Origin of the sequence: Nonomuraea roseoviolacea subsp. carminata (genome assembly GCF_024172185.1) — a bacterium.
GTDB lineage: Bacteria > Actinomycetota > Actinomycetes > Streptosporangiales > Streptosporangiaceae > Nonomuraea > Nonomuraea roseoviolacea.
Genome location: NZ_JAMZEC010000001.1, coordinates 5503777 through 5522705 on the forward strand (window position 1 = coordinate 5503777; position 18929 = coordinate 5522705).

At 75.6% G+C, this 18929-nt stretch carries 7 protein-coding genes; all 7 read left to right on the forward strand.

Annotation, left to right across the window (positions count from 1 at the left end; genetic code table 11):
* The first annotated feature begins 12 nt into the window (after positions 1-12).
* Positions 13-5001: a type I polyketide synthase gene (locus HD595_RS25530; protein ID WP_253773175.1), complete on the forward strand. Its 4989-nt coding sequence runs from the start codon at positions 13-15 to the stop codon at positions 4999-5001.
* Between the two features lie 11 nt (positions 5002-5012).
* Positions 5013-14582 carry a type I polyketide synthase gene (locus tag HD595_RS25535; RefSeq protein WP_253773177.1) on the forward strand — a complete coding sequence of 3190 codons (9570 nt, stop codon included), beginning with the start codon at positions 5013-5015 and terminating at the stop codon, positions 14580-14582.
* A 150-nt stretch (positions 14583-14732) separates the two neighbouring features.
* On the forward strand, positions 14733-15578 hold the full coding sequence (locus HD595_RS25540; RefSeq protein ID WP_253773179.1) for a 3-hydroxyacyl-CoA dehydrogenase family protein: 846 nt from the start codon (positions 14733-14735) through the stop codon (positions 15576-15578).
* A gap of 19 nt (positions 15579-15597) precedes the next feature.
* Complete coding sequence (locus tag HD595_RS25545) at positions 15598-15849, forward strand: acyl carrier protein (RefSeq protein ID WP_253773180.1); 252 nt, start codon at positions 15598-15600, stop codon at positions 15847-15849.
* Positions 15846-17024, forward strand: a complete 1179-nt coding sequence (locus tag HD595_RS46865; protein WP_253773182.1) for an acyl-CoA dehydrogenase family protein — start codon at positions 15846-15848, stop codon at positions 17022-17024. Before HD595_RS25545 ends, HD595_RS46865 begins: the two co-directional genes overlap by 4 nt.
* Positions 17021-18109, forward strand: coding sequence for an HAD-IIIC family phosphatase (locus HD595_RS25555; protein ID WP_253773184.1), 1089 nt, complete (start codon positions 17021-17023; stop codon positions 18107-18109). The genes HD595_RS46865 and HD595_RS25555 overlap by 4 nt, the downstream gene beginning before the upstream one ends.
* A complete protein-coding gene (locus HD595_RS25560; protein ID WP_253773187.1) occupies positions 18106-18900 on the forward strand; it encodes a thioesterase II family protein in 795 nt (264 codons plus the stop codon). Before HD595_RS25555 ends, HD595_RS25560 begins: the two co-directional genes overlap by 4 nt.
* The last annotated feature ends 29 nt before the right edge of the window (positions 18901-18929 follow it).

Here is an 18929-nt window from a genome sequence, read left to right on the forward strand (position 1 = left end):
AAGGCACGCCCGATGGGGACCGAGGACAAGCTCCGCGCCTACCTCAAGCGCGCCACCGTCGAACTCGCCCAGGCCCGCCACCGCCTCACCGAGGCCGAGGAGCGCCGCCACGAACCCATCGCGGTCATCGGCATGGCCTGCCGCTACCCCGGCGGCGACACGGTCGAGGACTTCTGGCGCCTGCTGCGCGACAGCGCGAACGTCGTGCGCGAGGTGCCCGCCTCCCGCTGGGACCTCGACGCCTACTACGACCCCGACCCGCGCGCGCCGGGCGCCATGTACACCAGGTACGGCACGTTCCTGGACGACGTCACCGGCTGGGACGCCGAGTTCTTCGGCCTGTCGCCGCGCGAGGCGCTGCGCATGGACCCCCACCAGCGGCTGCTGCTGGAGCTGGCCTGGGAGGGCCTGGAGAACTCCGGCATCGCGCCCGCCCGGCTGGCTGGCAGCCGCACCGGCGTGATGGTCGGCTACATGGACACCCTCCAGTACGGCCGGCTGCAGATGGAGCGGCAGGGCGCCGACGCCGTCTCCGACCCGTACCTGGGCCAGGGCGCGGTGTCGAGCGTGGCGGCCGGGCGGATCGCCTACCAGCTCGACCTCATCGGCCCCACGATGACGATCGACACGGCCTGCTCCTCGTCGCTCATCGCCGTCCACCTGGCCATGGAGAGCCTGCGCCGCGGCGAGTGCGAGCTCGCCATAGCGGCGGGCGCGTCGCTGACCCTGCACCCCACCACGTACGTCCAGGCGTGCGCGGGGCTGATGATGAGCGCCGACGGCCGGTGCAAGACGTTCGACGAGCGGGCCGACGGCTACGTCATGGGCGAGGGCGGCGGCCTGGTCGTGCTGGAGCCGCTGTCCAGGGCCGTCGCGAACGGCCGCCGCATCCGCGCCGTCCTGCGCGGCTCGGCGGTCAACCAGGACGGCCGCAGCAACGGGCTCACCGCGCCCAGCCGCAAGGCGCAGGCCGACGTCATCACCCGGGCGCTCGCGGCGGCCCGGGTCGCCCCCGACGACGTCGACTACGTCGAGGCGCACGGCTCGGGCACCCACCTGGGCGACGCCATCGAGCTGTCCGCGCTGCACGACGTCTTCGGCGGTCGCGGGCCCGGCCGGCCGCTGCGGGTCGGCGCCGTCAAGACCAACATCGGCCACACCCAGGCCGCGGCCGGCATCGCCGGGCTGATCAAGACGACGCTCATCCTGGAGAACGGGCTCATCCCGCCCAACCTGCACATGAGCACCCCGGCGGCGGCCATCCCCGAGGACGGCAGCGTCCAGCCGGTCACCGAGCCCGTTCCGCTGCCGCGCGAGGACCGGCCCCGGCTCATGGGGGTCAGCTCGTTCGGCCTGTCGGGCACGAACGCCCACGTCGTCGTCGAGGCCGCCCCGGACAGCCAGGCTCCGGCGCCCGCCCTGCCGATCCCGGAGAGCGCGCTGCCGTCCTCTTCCTCGGAGACCGGCTCTCCCGCGGCCGCGTACGTGCTGCCCGTGTCGGCGGCCACCCGGGAGGCGCTGGGCGAGCAGGCCGGACGGCTCGCGGAGTGGCTCGGCGAGCGGCCCGAGACGCCGCTCGCCGACCTCGCCCGCACCCTCCAGGCCGGACGCGCCGAGCTGGACCACCGCCGCGCCCTCGTCTGCACCGGCACCGGCGAGGCGCTGGAGCGGCTGCGCGCCGCCGCCCGGCAGGGCGACGGGCACCGCGTCAAGGGCCGCCCCCGCGTCGCGTTCCTGCTCCAGGGGGTCGGCGACCAGTACGCGGGCCTCGGCAGGGAGCTGTACGCCAGGGAGCCCGTGTACGCGCAGGCCGTGGACACCTGCGTCGAGCTGGTGGCCCGGCGCTCCGGCGTGGACCTGCGCCCGCTGTTCTTCCCGGCCGGCGACACCGCCGCCGAGCCCGCCCAGGCCGACCTGGCCGCGCTGCTCGGCCGCCGCCCCACCGGCGCGGGCGACGCGCCGCCGCCGGAGCACGACCCGCTGGACCAGGCCGCCATCGCGCACCCGTTCCTGTTCACCGTCGAGTACGCCCTGGCCAGGCTGCTCCAGCACTGGGGCGTCACCCCCGACGTGCTCATCGGCTACAGCCTCGGCGAGTACGTCGCCGCCTGCCTGGCCGGCGTCTTCACCCTGGAGGACGCGCTGCACGTGGTCGTCGAGCGGGCCCACCTCATCAGCGCCGTCCCCGCGGGCCGCATGGTCGCGGTCGCCGCCCCGGAGGACCGGATCACCGCCACGCTGTCCGGCGCCGGGATCGAGGTGGACGTGGCCGCCCGCAACGGCCCGGCGATGACCGTCCTGAGCGGTCTGCCCGGAGACATCGAGGCGGCCACCGCCGCGCTGACCGCGGCCGGCCTCGCCTGCCGTCCGCTGCGCTCGGCGCACGCCTTCCACTCCACGCTGCTCCAGCCGGCCCGCGAGAAGCTCGCCGCGGTGCTGGAGGCGGTGCCGCGCCGCGCTCCGGCCATCACGATCGTCTCGAACCTCACCGGGCGGCCGCTCACCGCCGAGCAGGCGACCGGCACCTCGTACTGGGCCGACCAACTCGTCAGCACGGTGCGCTTCGCGGACGGCGTGCGCCACTGTGTGGAGCAGGACGTGGCGGCGTTCGTGGAGCTCGGGCCGGGGCAGACGCTCGGCGGCCTGGTCCGGCAGAACCTCACCGGCGGCGCCGCCACGGCGGTGCTCGGCACGCTGCCGCCGCGCTGGAGCGCGGGGGAGCGCCGCGACCCGCACCACGAGCTGCTGGCCGCCTGCGCCGCCCTGTGGGAGCTCGGGGCCCCCGTCGCGTGGGACCTCACCCGCCCCGGCGACGGCCGGGTGCTCAGCCTGCCCACGTACCCGTTCCAGCGCACCCGCTTCTGGCCCGACCTCGCGACCTCGGCCCCGCAGCGACCCACCGTCTCCGAGGAGGGCGTGGCGGGCCCGGACGGGGACCACGTGTTCGTCCCGGCCTGGCGTCAGGACCCGGCGCGGGCCGCCCTCCCGGAGTCCGTGCGGCTGCCCGGCCCGCTCGTCGTCTTCGCCGACTCCGGCGGCGTCGGCACGGCCCTGGCCGACCTGGCGGAAACGGCGGGAACGCGGGTCGTGGAGGTCCGCCCCCGGCCCTCCACCGCCGATCCGGCCGCCGGGCCGGTCCGCGACGGCAGGCGGCTCACCATCGACCCGGACGCGCCCGCGCACCACGCCGAGGTGTTCGCCGGGCTCGGCGACGGACCCGTCCACGTGGCGTACCTGTGGGGCCTGACCCCGGACGCGCCGGGCACTTCTCCCGGGGTCTTCGCGGGGGACGCGGAGCTGCGCGCCGCCGTGGAGCACGGCTTCACCGGGCTCCTCCTGGCCGTCCAGGCGCTCGGCGACCTGCCCGGCCGCCAGGGCGTACGGCTGCTGACCGTCACCGCAGGCGCCACCGAGATCCTCGGCGGCGACACCTCCGCGCCCCACCAGGCGCTCGCCCACGGCCTCGGCCGCGCGGTGCGGCACGAGTACCCCGGCCTGACCTGGAGCGGCGTCGACCTCGACCCCGAGCCCGACGGGCGGGCGGCGGCGCGGCTGGCCCACGAGCTGATGGCCGAGCCGCCCGACGGCAAGGACCCCGGCGCCCGCGACCCGCTGACGGGCTGGCGGCGCGGCCGCCGCTGGATCCGCGAATGGGCGCAGGTCCCCGACCCGGACGGCCCCACGAGCGCGGAAACGGTGTGGAGAGCCGACGGGGCGTACCTCATCACCGGCGGCACCCGCGGCCTCGGCATGGCGCTCGCCAAGCACCTCGTGCGCTCCGGCGTCCGCCGCCTCGCCCTCGTCGGCCGCACCCCCATCCCGAGAGACGCCGGCATCCCGCGAGAGGCCGGCATCTCCAGCGAGACCGGCATCCCGCGAGAGGCCGGCATCTCCAGCGAGACCGGTCCCGGAGAGCAGGCGGGGGAGGCCGGCGACCGGGTGGCGGCCACACTGCGGGACGTGGCCGAGCTGGAGGCGGCCGGCGCCGAGGTGCTGCTGCTCACCGCCGACACCGGCGTCCCCGCCGAGCTGCGCGCCGCCCTGGCCCGCGCCCGCGAGCGCTTCGGCCGGCTGCACGGCGTCGTCCACGCCGCCGGCCTGCCCGCGGGCGGCCTGACGCAGCGCCGCACGGTCGCCGACGCCACCGCCGTGCTCGCCCCCAAGGTCCTCGCCATGGGCCCGCTGGCCGAGCTGGTCGGCCCGGACACGCCCGCCGGCGAGCGGCCCGAGCTGCTCGTCCTCTACTCCTCCGCCGTCACCGCGTTCGGCGGCATCGGCGAGGCCGACTACTGCGCCGCCAACACCGTCCTCGACGCGTACGGGCAGGCGCTGGCCGCCACCGCCCCCTCGACCCGGGTCGTCTCCGTGGCCTGGGGCCCGTGGCGGCACGACGTGTGGCAGGCCGAGAACCTCAAGAGCACCGGCGGCCTCGCCGAGCGGGTGGCCGCCTACCGCGCCGCCCACGGCTTCACCGACGAGGCGGGCTGCGCGCTGCTCGACCGCGTCGTGGCCGGCGGCCACGGCGGCGTCATGGCCGTGCGGCAGCCGCTGCGCGCCGTGCTGGACGCCTGGTCGAGCATGCTCGACCTGGACGACCTCGTCGGCGCCGCAGCGGCGGCCGGACCGAAGGGCGAGCGGTTCCCGCGGCCGCGGTTGCGCGCCGACTACGTACCGCCCCGCTCGGACGCCGAGACGCGCATGGCCGACCTGTGGGGCGCCTTCCTCGGCATCGACGCGGTCGGCGTCCACGACCCGTTCTTCGACCTCGGCGGCAACTCACTGGTCGGCATGGCGATGGTGCTCGCCATCGAGAAGGAGCTCGGCCGGCCGGTGCCCCCCGCGCTGCTCTTCGAGCACGCGACCGTCGCGGAGTTCACGGCGGCGCTCGCCGCGGCCGGGGGCGACGGCGACGGCAGCGGCGGGAGCGGCCAGGAGGCGCTGGCCGGCAGTTCGGCACGGGGGGAACGGCGGCGCAGGGCCCGTTCCGGCAACCGGAGATGAGGACGATTGACGTGATCGACGACATCGACGAGATCGACGGCGAGAGCTCCGGCACCGACATCGCGATCGTCGGCATGTCGGGGCGCTTCCCGGGAGCGTCCGACGTGGCGGGGCTGTGGTCCGCGATCCGGTCCGGCCGGTCCGGCATCACCCGGTTCACCGACGACGAGCTGCGCGCCGCCGGCGTCCCCGAGGAGCTGATCGCCGACCCGTCGTACGTGAAGGCGAGCCCGGTGATCGACGGCGTCGAGCTGTTCGACGCGGGCTTCTTCGGGATCGGCCCGAAGGAGGCGCAGATCCTCGACCCGCAGCACCGGCTGTTCCTGGAGCACGGCTGGACGGCGCTGGAGGACGCCGGGTGCGACCCGACGCGCTTCGACGGGGCCGTCGGCGTGTTCGCCGGCTGCGCGCACAGCTCGTACATGCAGAACAACCTGCTCCCCAGCGGCATCGGCGCCGTCATGGGCGAGCTGGCGGTCGGGCTGGCCAACGACAAGGACTCCCTCACCACCCGCGTCGCGCACACGCTCGGCCTGTCCGGCCCCAGCTACGGCGTGCAGAGTTACTGCTCGACGTCGCTGGTGGCCGTGTGCGCCGCCGCGACCAGCCTGGCGAGCTTCGAGTGCGACCTGGCCCTCGCGGGCGGCGTCGCCGTGAACGTGCCGCACCGCGTCGGCTACCTCTACCAGCAGGGCGGCATCGCCCCGCCCGACGGCGAGTGCCGCGCGTTCGACGCGGGCGGCCTCGGCGCGCCGCTCGGCAGCGGCGTCGGCGTGGTCGCGCTGCGGCGGCTGGAGGACGCGCTGGCCGACGGCGACCAGATCTACGCCGTGCTGCGCGGCTGGGCCGTCAACAACGACGCCGGGCGCAAGGTCGGCTTCACCGCCCCCGGCGTGCAGGGACAGGCCGCGGTCATGGCGGAGGCGCTGGCGAGCGCCGGGCTGACCCCCGCCGACATCGACTACGTCGAGGCGCACGGCACCGGCACCGCGCTCGGCGACGCGGCGGAGCTGGCGGCGCTCCAGCAGGTGTTCCGGGACGAGTCCGTCCTCATCGGCTCCGTCAAGACGAACCTCGGCCACCTTGACCGCGCCGCCGGCGTCACCAACCTCATCAAGGTCGCGCTCTCCCTGCGCCACGACGAGATCCCGCCGACCGTCAACCTGACCGACCCCAACCCGCAGCTCGCCTCCGGCCAGGCCCGGCTGGAGATCGTCACCGGGCTGCGCCGCTGGCCGCGCGAGGCGGGCCGGACCCGCCGCGCCGGGGTGAGCGCGTTCGGCATCGGCGGCACGAACGCGCACGTGGTGGTCGAGGAGGCGCCGCTGGTGCCGCGCACCGAGGAGCCGCCGCGCCCCGAGCTGCTCGTCTGGTCCGCCCGTACGGCCTCCGCCGCCGACGCGATGACGGAACGCCTGGCCGCGCACCTGGCCGCCGACGGCGCCACGCACCGGCTGGCCGACGTCGCCCACACGCTGCAGACCGGGCGGCAGGTGTTCGCCCACCGGCGGATGGCGGTGGCCTCCTCCACGGCCGAGGCGGCCGGGCGGATCAGGTCCGGGGCGGTGCTCGGCGGCGCCGGGAGCCGCGCCGACCGGCCCGTCGCCTTCCTCGTCGCCGGGACCGGTGAGCAGTACCCGGGGATGGCCGCCGAGCTGTACGAGAGCGAGCCGGTGTTCCGGGCGGCGCTCGACAAGTGCCGCGCCGAGCTGCGGCGCCGGACGGGCGGCGAGGACCCGCTCGCCGAGATGGTCGGGCCGCGGCGGGGCGGCGAGGGGGACGCGCTCGGCCGGTTGCTCGGCCGCGCCTCCGCGCCCGCCGCGGCGCCCCCCACCCGGATGCTCCAGCCCGCGCTGTTCGCCGTCGAGTACGCGCTGGCGCGGCTCGTCCAGTCGTGGGGCGTCGAGCCGGCCGCGCTGGCCGGCTACAGCCTCGGCGAGTACGTCGCGGCGTGCCTGGCCGGGGTGATGTCCCTGGAGTCGGCCGTCGCGCTGGTCGCCCACCGGGCCGCCCTCATCGACGAGCTGCCGCCGGGCGAGATGTGCGCGGTGCCGCTGGCCGCCGCCGACCTGCGGGAGCGCCTGAGCGGCGTGACCGGGGTGGACGTCGCCGCCGTCAGCGGCCCCGAGCTGACCGTGCTGGCCGGCGAGCCGGCCGCGATGGCCGCGGCCAGGGCGCTGCTGGAGGCCGACGGTGTGCCGTCCCGTCCGCTGGCGACGAGCCACGCCTTCCACTCCCGGATGATGGAGCCGCTGCGGGAGCGGCTGACCACCTGGATCGCCGGGAACATCACGCTCCACGCGCCCCGCGTCCCCGTCATCTCCAACGTCACCGGCGAGGTCGCCACCGCCGCGCAGCTCACCGACCCGGCGTACTGGGCCGAGCACATGTGCGCGACCGTGCGCTTCGACGACGTCCTGGGCACGCTGCTGCGACTGGACGGCGACGCGGCGCTGCTGGAGATCGGGCCGGGCCAGTCGCTGGGCGCGATGGCGCGCGGCCACCGCGACTGCCCGCCGGACCGCTGGCCGCTCGTCGTCGCCACACTGCCGGGGGCGGACGACCCGCGCCCGGCGGGGGAGGTGCTGGCGGAGGCGGCCGGGCGGCTGTGGCTGGCCGGGGTGCCGATCGACTGGTCCGGCTACCGGCAGGACCGGCCGGTGGCCAAGGTGGGGCTGCCGACGTACCCGTTCGAGCGGGAGCGCTACTGGATCGACCCGCCGTCCCAGGCGTCCGCTCCGGCGGCCGTGGGGGTCGCGGCCGGTCGGCGGACGTCCGAGGGCGGCGTCACCCCGCAGGGCCTGATCGGCGCCAGGCCGTCCTTCGATGCCGATGTCGCCGGGGTTGCCCGTGTCGCGGGTGTCGGTGGCGAGGTCCCGGCCGGGCGGCCGCACGTCGAGCTGCTGGCCCCGGAGTGGATCCGGGTGGAGGCCCCCGAGAGCGGGGCACCCGCCACGGTGGGACGCTGCGTGCTCGTCGCGAGTGGCGCGGCCGGTCAGACGGTCGCGGGTGGCGCGGGAGGCGAGGCGGTCGCGGGTGACGCGGACGGCCGGGGCACCGAGGCCGCCGCCGCTGGTGCGGACGCTCAGGTGGCCGAGGCGCTGGCGCGGTCGTTACGCGCGCACGGCGTGGACGTCGTGACGGTCACCGGGCGGGACGACCCCGCGGCGCTCACCCGAGGCCCGGACGCCTCCGCCCCGGCCACGGTCGTGGACCTCCGCCTCCTCGCGCCGGCATCGGGCACCTCGGGGGCCGGGGACGGGCTGGTGCCCGTGGCGCGGCTGCTGGCGGCGATCGGCGAGCGGGGCGGGGACGGGACCCGGGTCCTGCTGGTCACGCGCGGCGCTCAGGCGGCGGCGGACGGAGAGGTCCCCGACGCCGCGCACGCGGCCGCGGCCACCCTGCCGATGGTCGCCAACCAGGAGTACCTCAGCCTCGACTGCGCCGCCGTGGACCTCGACCCGGACGCCGACGCCCAGGCCGTGGCCGCCGCGCTGAACGGCGAGATCCTGAACCCGTCCGGCGAGGTCTTCGTCGCCTACCGCGACGGCGCCCGTCTCCTCCGCGCCTTCACCCCGGCCGAGCCCCCCGCCCCCGAACCGCCCGCTGCCGCGACCGGGCGGACGTACCTGGTCACCGGCGGGCTGGGCGACGTGGGACTGATCGTCGCCGAGCACCTGGCTCGCGCCGGCGCCGCCCGGCTGGTCCTCACCAGCCGCGCCGGCCTCCCCGCCGAGCCGGGGGACCCGCGCCGCGAGGCGGTCGAGCGCATACGCGCCCTGGGCGCCGAGGTGCTCACCCCCGCCGTGGACGTGACGGACGCCTCCGCCATGCGCGCCACGCTCGCCGGCCTCGCCGACGACGGCGCGTACCGGCTGGACGGGGTGGTGCACGCCGCGGCCGACACGCGGCCCGGCGGCTTCCGGCCGCTGCGCGACCTCGACGACGAGGCCGTCGCCCGCCACTTCGCCGCCAAGGTGACCGGCGCCCAGGTGCTGGAGCAGGTGCTGGGCGAGCTGCCGGCCGGCCGGGCGCCGCGCTTCTGCCTCGTCTTCTCCTCCACCTCGGCGGTCCTCGGCGGCATCACGTTCGGCAGCTACGCCGCCGCCAACGCCGCCCTGACCGCGCTCGCCCACCGCGGTAACTCCGCCTGGGCGGAGGGCCGTACCCCCACCCGGTGGGTGGCGGCGAGCTGGGACACCTGGGCCGTCACCCTCGACCGGCTGGAGGGCGGTATGGGCGCGGCGATGGCCGCGCACTCGATGAGCGCGGCGGAGTCGCTGGCGGCCTTCGACCGGCTGACGGCCGCGACGCGGCCCGGGCTGGTGGTCGCGGCGGGCGGGCTGGACGACCGGCTGCCCCGCTCCGTGCCCGCCGCGACGGCCCTGCTCGCCGGGTCCGCCCCGGGGGCCGACGAGGAGGGGCCGTCCGGCGACCGGTTTCCGCGCCCCGAGCTTCCCCAGCCCTACACCCCGCCGCAGTCGCCGGTGGAGCACGCGCTCGCGGGGCTCTGGTCCGAGGTGCTGGGCGTCGAGCCGGTCGGCACCCGGGACAACTTCTTCGACCTCGGCGGCAACTCGCTGGTGGCGCTGCAGATGCTCGCCCTGGTGAAGCAGCGGTTCGGGGTGGCGGTGCCCACCGTGGCGCTGTTCGAGGCGCCGACGGTCGGCACCCTGGCCGTCATCCTGGACGAACGCGGCGCCACGGCAACGGCGACGGCGACGGCACCGAGCGTCATCGAACCCGCGCCCCTGCCCGCCGTCCGCGTCGTCGGCGAGCGGGCCCGAACCGCCACCGACGACGACCGCCGCATCGCGATCATCGGCATGGCCGGGCGCTTCCCCGGCGCCCCCGACGTGGCCACGTTCTGGCGCAACCTCAGCGACGGCGTCGAGTCCATCAGCTTCTTCTCCGAGGAGGAGCTGCTGGCCGCCGGGGCCGACCCCGGGCAGATCAAGGACCCCGCGTACGTGCCGGCCCGGCCCGTCCTGGACGACGTCAGCGGCTTCGACGCGGCCTTCTTCGGCATGAGCCCCCGCATGGCCGCCATCACCGACCCGCAGCAGCGCGCCTTCCTGGAGGTGTGCTGGGAGGCGCTCGAACAGGGCGGCTACGCGGCGCCGGCGCACCGGGGCCGGGTGGGCGTGTTCGGCGGCGCCAACATCAGCACGTACCTGCTGCGGATGACCGACCACCTGCTCGGCGGCGGCCAGAAGGAGTTCAGCGGGTTCGAGGTCATCATGGGCAACGACAAGGACGCCCTCACCACGACCGTGTCCTACCTGTTCGACCTGTACGGCCCGAGCGTCGCGGTGCAGACGTTCTGCTCCACGTCGCTGGTGGCCGCGCACCTGGCCGTGCAGAGCCTGCGGGCCGGCGACTGCGAGCTGGCGCTCGCGGGCGGCGTGTCGATCCGCGTCCCGGACCGGGTCGGCCACCTGTACGGGCCGGGCGGCCAGGAGTCGCCCGACGGCCACGTGCGCGCCTTCGACGCCGCCGCCAAGGGCAGCATGTTCGGCGACGGCGCCGCCGCGGTGCTGCTGAAGCGGCTGCCCGACGCGATCCGCGACGGCGACCACGTGTGGGCCGTCATCCGCGGCTCGGCCATGAACAACGACGGCGCCCTCAAGGTCGGCTACACGGCGCCCAGCGTTGTCGGCCAGTCCCGGGTGATCGCCGACGCGATGGCCGACGCGGGCGTCACCGGCGAGGACATCAGCTACGTCGAGGCGCACGGCACCGCCACCGAGCTGGGCGACCCCATCGAGGTGGCCGCCCTGACCCGGGCCTTCGGCGCGACGCGGGAGCGGCGGTACTGCCCGATCGGTTCGGTCAAGACCAACGTCGGCCACCTCGACCGGGCGGCCGGGGCGAGCGGCCTCATCAAGACCTCGCTCGCGGCGCATCACGGGGTCATCCCGGCGAGCCTGCACTACACCAGCCCCAACCCGGAGATCGACTTCGACGGCAGCCCCTTCTACGTCAACGCCGAGCTGTCCCCCTGGCGCACCCGCGACGGCAGGCCGCGCATCGCGGGGCTCAACTCGCTGGGGATGGGCGGCACGAACGTGCACATGGTCGTCGAGGAGCCTCCCGCCCGTGACGCGGGCGCCGCGGGGACCGGGCGCCGGTACGAGGTGGTGGCGGTCTCGGCCCGTACGGCCGCGGCGGCGGACGAGGCGTGCCGGCGGCTCGGCCGGCACCTCGGCGCCGAGCCCGGCACGCGGCTGGCGGACGTCGCGTACACGCTCCAGGTGGGGCGCAAGACGTTCGAGCACCGCAGGGCGGTCGTGGCGGGCGACGTCGCGACGGCCGCCGCGGCGCTCGACGGGCGGCGGGCCGACGACCTGCTCGGCCGGGTGGAGACTGTGCAGGGCCGGCAGGTGGCGTTCCTGTTCGCGGGCGTCGGCGAGCAGTACCCGGGCCTGGCGGGCGACCTCTACCGGCACGAGCCGGCCTTCCGCGCCGCGCTGGACGAGTGCCTGGCCCACCTGGCCGGTGCGCTGGACGGCGTCGTGGACCCGGCCGAGCTGATCGACCTGCTGACCGGTGAGCGCGGCGAGAGCGGCGGCCTGGCCGCGCTCCTCGGCCGGGCCGTCCCCTCGGGGAACGGGCGGGAGGCGGCGCTGCGGCGGACCGAGGTGGTGCAGCCCGCGCTGTTCGCCGTCGAGTACGCGCTGGCCCGCACGCTCATGGCCTGGGGTCTGCAGCCGCGGCTCATGCTCGGCTACAGCCTCGGCGAGTACGTCGCCGCCTGCCTGTCGGGCGTGCTGTCCCTGCCCGACGCCGTCGCCCTGGTCGCGCACCGGGCCCGGCTCATCGCCCGGATGCCCGCCGGCTCGATGCTGGCCGTCTCGCTGCCGCCCGACCGGCTGCGCACCCGCTTCCGGCTGGACGGGCGCGGCCTCGACGTGGCCGCCGTCAACGGCCCGCAGGTCACCGTCGTCGCCGGCCCCGTCGAGGACGTCGAACGGCTGGCGAAGGACCTGCGCGCCGCCGAGGTGCCGTGCCGGCCGCTGGAGACCACCCACGCCTTCCACTCCCGCATGCTGGAGCCGCTGGCCGAGGAGCTGACCCGCTGGGTCGCGGCCAACGTCCGGCTCAACCCGCCGGCCCTGCCGTACGTGTCGAACCTGACCGGCGCCGTCGCGGACGCCGCGCTCGTGCAGGACCCCGGCTACTGGGCGCGGCACATGTGCGGCACGGTCCGCTTCGCCGACGGCATCGGCACGCTGCTGGCCGACCCCGGCCTCGCGGTGGTGGAGATCGGGCCGGGCCAGTCGCTCGGCGCGATGGTGCGCGGCGCGGGCTGCCCGCCGGAGCGGTGGCCGCTCGTCACGCACACGCTGCCCGCCGCGGGGGACACGCGGCCCGGCGACGAGGCGCTGGCCGGCGCCCTGGCCCGGCTGTGGCTGTGCGGCGTCACCCTCGACTGGGACGCCTACCACGGCCGCACCCCGGAGGGCTCTCGGGAGGGACTGCCCGGGCGGGTGCCGCTGCCGACGTACCCGTTCCAGCGGCAGCGCTACTGGATCGACCCGCCCGCCGGAGCGCGCGGACCGGCCGGCGAGCCCGCGGCCGAGGCGCCCGCCGACCTGTTCGAGGCGATCACGAGCCTGCCCAAGCTGCCCGAGGAGCAGTGGCTGTACCTGCCGGTGTGGCGGCAGACCGCGCCCCCCGCGGCCGCGGAGCGGCAGCCCGGGTCGTGGCTGGTGTTCACCCGCGACGGGCTCGCCGACGAGGCCGCCGACCGGCTGCGCGCCGCCGTCGCCCCCACGGGCGCGGCAGTGACGGTGGTACGGCCGGGCGACGCCTACGCCGCGACCGCCGACGGCTACACGATCCGGCCGGGCGACGTGGCCGACTCCCTGGCCCTGCTGCGCGACCTGCGCCTCACCGGCCGCCCCCTGGACCGCGTCGTCCACCTCTGGACCCTGGACGCCCCGGGCACCCCGGGCGCGGACGCCTCAAGCGCTCCTGCGCAGGCCGTGGACCTCGGTCTGCGCACGCTCGTGGCGCTCGCCCGCGCCGCCGGCGAGTCCGGCATCGGGGCCTGGTCGCTGGACGTGGCCGTCGCCGGGACCCAGCCGGTGCTCGGCGACGAGGTCGCCGACCCGTACGGCGCGACGCTGCTCGGCCCGTGCGCGGTGATCCCGCTGGAGTACCCCGGCGTGACCACCCGCCTCGTCGACCTGCCCGCCGCACCCGGGACGCGCGACCTGGACGGCCTGGCCGCCGAGCTGGCCCGCCCGCAGACCGACCGGACCGTGGCGCTGCGCCGGGGCCGCCGCTGGATCCCCGGCTACGACCCCCTCCCCGCACCGCCCCCGCTGACCGACCCCCTGCGGGAGGGCGGCGTGTACCTGGTCACCGGCGGCCTCGGCGGCATCGCCCTGGGCCTGGCCGAGCACCTGGTCCGCGCCTGCCGGGCGCGGCTGGTGCTGCTGGCCCGCCACGGCCTGCCGCCCCGCGCCGACTGGGCCGGCATCCTGTCGGGCGACACCCACGCCGGGGAGACCACCCGGCGGCGGGTCCGGGCCGTCGCGGAGCTGGAGGCGCTGGGCGGCGAGGTCGAGATCGTCACCGGGGACGTCTCCCGGCCCGAGGACGTGCGCCGCGCCGTGGACACGGCCGTCGCCCGGTTCGGGGCCCTGCACGGCGTCCTGCACGCGGCCGGCGTCCCCGCCATGGGCCTCATGCAGTTCAAGCGCCCCGAGGAGCTGGACGAGGTGCTGGCGCCCAAGCTCGCCGGCACCCTGGCCCTCGCCGAGGCGCTGCGCCTCGGCCGGCCGGACGAGGCGGAGCTGGACTTCCTCGTGCTGTTCTCCTCGATCACCTCGGCCACCGGCGGCGGCCCCGGCCAGGTCGACTACTGCGCCGCCAACGCCTTCCTCGACGCCTACGCCCACCGGCTCGCCGCGACGGGCCGGCGCGTGGTGTCGGTCGGCTGGGGCGAGTGGACGTGGAACGCCTGGGAGGCCGGGCTCGCCGGGTACGAGGAGGCGCTGCGCGACTTCTTCCGGCAGAACCGGGCCCGCGTCGGCATCGCGTTCGACGACGGCTGGCGCTCGCTGCTGCGCGCCCTGGCCACCGGCGAGCCGAGGGTCGTCGTCTCCACCCAGGACTTCCCGACGCTGGTGCGCGGCAGCAGCGAGTTCACCGTGGACGTGGTGACCTCCCCGGCGATGGGCGGCGCGAGCGGCGAGCGGCACCCGAGGCCCGAGCTGCTCACCGCCTACCAGGAGCCGGACGGCCACGCCGAGGAGACCATCGCCGCCATCTGGGGCGAGTCGCTGCGCCTCGACCGGGTCGGGGTGCTGGACAACTTCTTCGAGCTCGGCGGCAACTCGCTGCTCGGCGTCGCCATCGTGGCCGCCGTGCGGCGCGCGTTCGAGCTGGACGAGCTGCCGCCGCACGTCCTGTACGAGGCGCCGACCGTGGCCGCGCTCGGCCGGACCGTCGAGGCGCTGGCCTCGGGCGCGGCCCCGGCCCTGGCCGGCTCGGGCGGCGGCAGCCAGGTGCGCGCGCAGCTGCGCCGCTCGGGCCTGGAGGCGTCGGCGGCGCGCAGGCGAGGACGGTGATGGCCGCCCATGACCCGCGACCCCTACCCGGTGCCGGACGACTTCAGGACGGAACCCCTACCGGCGGCCGGACGACTTCCGGACGGCGGATCCTACGAGAAAGCCCACAGAGCGATGCGAGAGACCAACGATGAGCGGAACGGAGCGGACATGACCCTTATCGGCGTGATCGGCGCTGGCGTCATGGGAGTCGGGGTCGCCCAGAACCTCGCCCAGACGGGACACGACGTGGTGCTGGTCGACAAGGACGAGCGGATCCTGGCGGACGCGCTGGCCACCGTCGCCCGCAACACCCGCATGAGCCGGCTCATGGGCGGCCCCGCCCTCGACCCGGACGAGGTGCTGGCCAGGATCTCCACGGCCGTCGGCGCGGCGGGCGCGGCCAAGGCCGACCTGGTCATCGAGAACGTCACCGAGAACTGGGACGTCAAGCGCGAGGTGTACGAGACCCTGGATCGCGAGTGCGGCCCGGACACCGTCTTCGTCGTCAACACCTCCGCCATCCCCATCACCAAGGTCGGCGCCGTCACCAAGCGCCCCGACAAGGTGATCGGCGTCCATTTCATGAACCCCGTCCCGGCCAAGCCCGCCGTGGAGCTCATCCCCGGCTTCCACACCTCGCCGGACACGATCCAGCGCACCCGCGACCTGCTCACCGCCATGGGTAAGAAGTCGGTGGACGTCAAGGACTCCTGCGGCTTCATCTCCAACCGGGTGCTCATGCTCACCGTCAACGAGGCCGCCTACCTCGTCCACGAGGGTGTGGCCGACGCCGAGTCGGTGGACGAGGTCTTCCGGAGCTGCTTCGGCCACCCGATGGGCCCGCTGGAGACGGCCGACCTGATCGGCGTCGACACGATCCTCTACAGCGTCGAGGTGCTCTACGAGCACTACGCCGACAGCAAGTACCGCCCCTGCCCGCTGCTGAAGCAGATGACCGACGCCGGGCTGCACGGCCGCAAGTCCGGCCGCGGCTTCTACACCTACGCCCAGTAACGATCCGAAGGAGCATCGCATGACCGACACCAAGGGCCAGATCCTCGGCTTCGTCCGCGACCGGTACCCGCAGGCCGAGATCACCGAGTCGCAGGACATCTTCGCGCTCGGCTTCGTCAACTCGCTGTTCGCGATGGAGCTGGTGATGTTCGTCGAGAAGACGTTCGGCGTCACCATCCCCAACGAGGAGCTGCGGATCGACAACTTCCGCACCGCGAACTCCATGTCCGAGCTGGTGACCCGGCTCCTGGCCGAGCCGGCCGTCGCGTGACCGTCACCGGCGTGGCGCCGCCCGCCGCCGCTCCGCCGGTCCCGGCCGCCGGCACGGCGCGGGTGACCGACCGGCGCTCCGCGCGGGCGTTCGTCGACACCCACGTGGCGCCGTACGCCGACGCCTACGACCGGGCGGGACGCGTGCCGGAGGAGCTGCTGCGGCGGGTGGCGGAGGCGGGCCTGTGGGCGCCGTTCCTGCCGCCCGGGGCGGGCGGGACCGGCATGGACTGGGTGACGCTCGGCGAGGTCCACGAGGAGGTGGGCCGCGGCTGCTCCTCGCTGCGCAGCCTGCTCACGGTCCACACCATGGCGGCGTGGACGGTGCAGCGCTGGGGCAGCCCGGAGCAGCGCGAGCGGTGGGCGCCCGCCTTCGCCGCCGGGGAGCGGCTGGGCGCGTTCTGCCTGTCCGAGCCGGGCGCCGGCAGCGACACCTCGGGCATCACCACGACCGCCGCCGAGTCCGGCGGCGGCTGGGCGCTGAACGGCGTCAAGAAGTGGACGACCGGCGGCCAGCGGGCGGACGTGTTCCTCGTCTTCGCCCGCACCGAGGCCAGCATCGGCGCGTTCCTCGTGCCGAGGGACACGCCCGGCGTGGAGGTGCGGCCGATCGACGACATGCTCGGCACCCGCGCGTCCATGCTCGCCGAGATCAGCTTCACCGACGTGGTCCTCGACAAGGACGCGCTGCTCGGCCCGAGCGGTTTCACCGCCGGCATGGTGCTCACCGGCACCCTCGACCTCGGCCGCTACAGCGTGGCGGCCGGGTCGGTCGGCATCGTCCAGGCGTGCCTGGAGGCGTCGGCCGCCTACGCCGCGAGCCGCGAGGTGGGCGGCACGCCGCTGGCGAGGTTGCCACTCATCCAGGCCAAGCTCTCCGACATGGTGACCGACGCGCGGGCGGCCCGGCTGCTGCTGGCCGAGGCCGGCCGCCTCAAGGACGCCGGCGAGGCGTCCACGATCATGGCGACGTGGGTCGCGAAGTACTTCGCCTCCACCGCCGCCGCCCGGCACGCCTCCGAGGCCGTGCAGATCCACGGCGCCAACGGGTGCAGCACCGACTACCCCGTGGCGCGCTACTACAGGGACGCCAAGGTGATGGAGATCATCGAAGGCAGCAACGAGATCCAGCGGACGACCATCGCTGGCCAGGCCGATCGGGAGAGGACCGGATGAGCGTCACCGCCGAGACCCCGGACGCCGGCGTCGCCCTGCTTCCCCGCAAGCCGGCGCGGGGCCGCATCAAGTGCATCGTGTGGGACCTCGACAACACCCTCTGGAACGGCGTGCTGCTGGAGGACGGCGAGGTGCACGTCCGCCCGGCCGTCGTCGAGCGCATCCACGAGCTGGACCGCAAGGGCATCCTGCACTCCGTGGCCAGCAAGAACGACCGCGACACCGCGCTGGCCCAGCTGCGCGCCCTCGGCCTGGAGGAGATGTTCCTCCACCCGCAGATCGGGTGGAACCCCAAGTCGGAGTCGATCCGCAGCATCGCCAAGGCGCTCAACCTCGGCCTGGACGCGTTCGCGTTCGTCGACGACCAGGAGTTCGAGCGGGCCGAGGTGGCGCACGGCGTGCCGGAGGTCACCTGCGTCGACATCCTCGACCTGGAGGAGGCGCTGGGCCGGCCGGAGTTCCAGCCCCGGTTCGTCACCGACGAGTCGGCGCAGCGGCGCCACATGTACCGGGGGCAGATCGCCCGCGACGAGCTGGAGCAGGACTTCGTCGGCACCAACGAGGAGTTCCTGGCGAGCCTGGAGATGGACTTCACCATCGCCCCGGCCGCCCGCGAGGACCTCCAGCGGGCCGAGGAGCTCACAGTCCGCACCAACCAGCTCAACTCGACCGGCCGCACGTACTCCTACGACGAGCTGGACGAGCTGCGCGAGTCGGACGACCACCTCCTGCTGGTCGCCTCGCTCACCGACAAGTTCGGCAGCTACGGCAAGATCGGGCTGGCGCTGGTGGAGAAGGGCGCCGACGCCTGGCGGCTCAACATGATGCTCATGTCGTGCCGGGTGATGTCGCGCGGGGTCGGCATGGTGCTGCTCAACCACATCATGCGGCTGGCCGCCGCGGAGGGTGCGGCGCTGCGCGCCGACTTCGTCGAGACCGGGCGCAACCGCATGATGCAGGTGACGTACGCGTTCGCCGGCTTCAGGGAGGTGGAACGGGACGGGGCGCACGTGGTGCTGGAGGCCGACCTGAGCGCGGTGCAACCGCCCCCGCCGTACGTGCGGCTCGAAGTGAGGACGACATGACCGTCGGCGAGCTGGTGAGCGACGAGGCGCTGGCCCGCTGGCTGCCGTTCCGGGGGCTGACCGGGACCGAGCCGGGCGCGCTGCCGATGTACTGCCTGCCGCACGCGGGCGGCGCCGCGTCGGCGTTCCGGGTGTGGCAGCGCAAGCTGCCGGGCGTCGCCGTGCAGCCGGTGCAGCCGCCCGGCCGGGAGAGCCGCCACAAGGAGCCGCCGTACCTGCGGATGGCGCCGCTCGTGTCGGACCTCGCCGACGTGGTGCTCGCCGACGTGGAGCTGTCGGCGGCCGGCCGCAGGTACACCCTGTACGGCCACAGCCTGGGCGCCATCGTGGCGTTCGAGCTGGTCAGGGAGATCCGGCGGCGCGGCGGCCCGGAGCCGGTGCACCTGTTCGTGTCCGGCTCCGACGCCCCGCACGTCACGTACGAGTCGGGGCCGCCGGTCGGCGGCATGAGCAGGCCCGAGCTGGTGGCGCTGCTGCGCGGGCTCGGCGGCACCCCGGAGTGGCTGCTGAACGACCCCGAGGCGCTGGACATGGTGCTGCCGTCGGTGCAGGCCGACTTCACCGTCAAGGAGACGTACGTCTACCAGGAGGAGCCGCCGCTGGACGTGCCGATCTCGGCGCTGTGCGGGGAGACCGACCCGCGGGTGTCGCCGGTGAAGCTGGCCAGGTGGGTGGACCAGACGGCCCGCGAGTTCCTGCTGCACGGGTTCGACGGCGGGCACTTCGCGGTGTTCGAGCAGGCCCAGCGGACCCATCGCATCCTGGCGGAGGCGCTGCGGCCGTGGGTGTGACGGCTCGTCCGGTGACGGTGCGGGAGTGG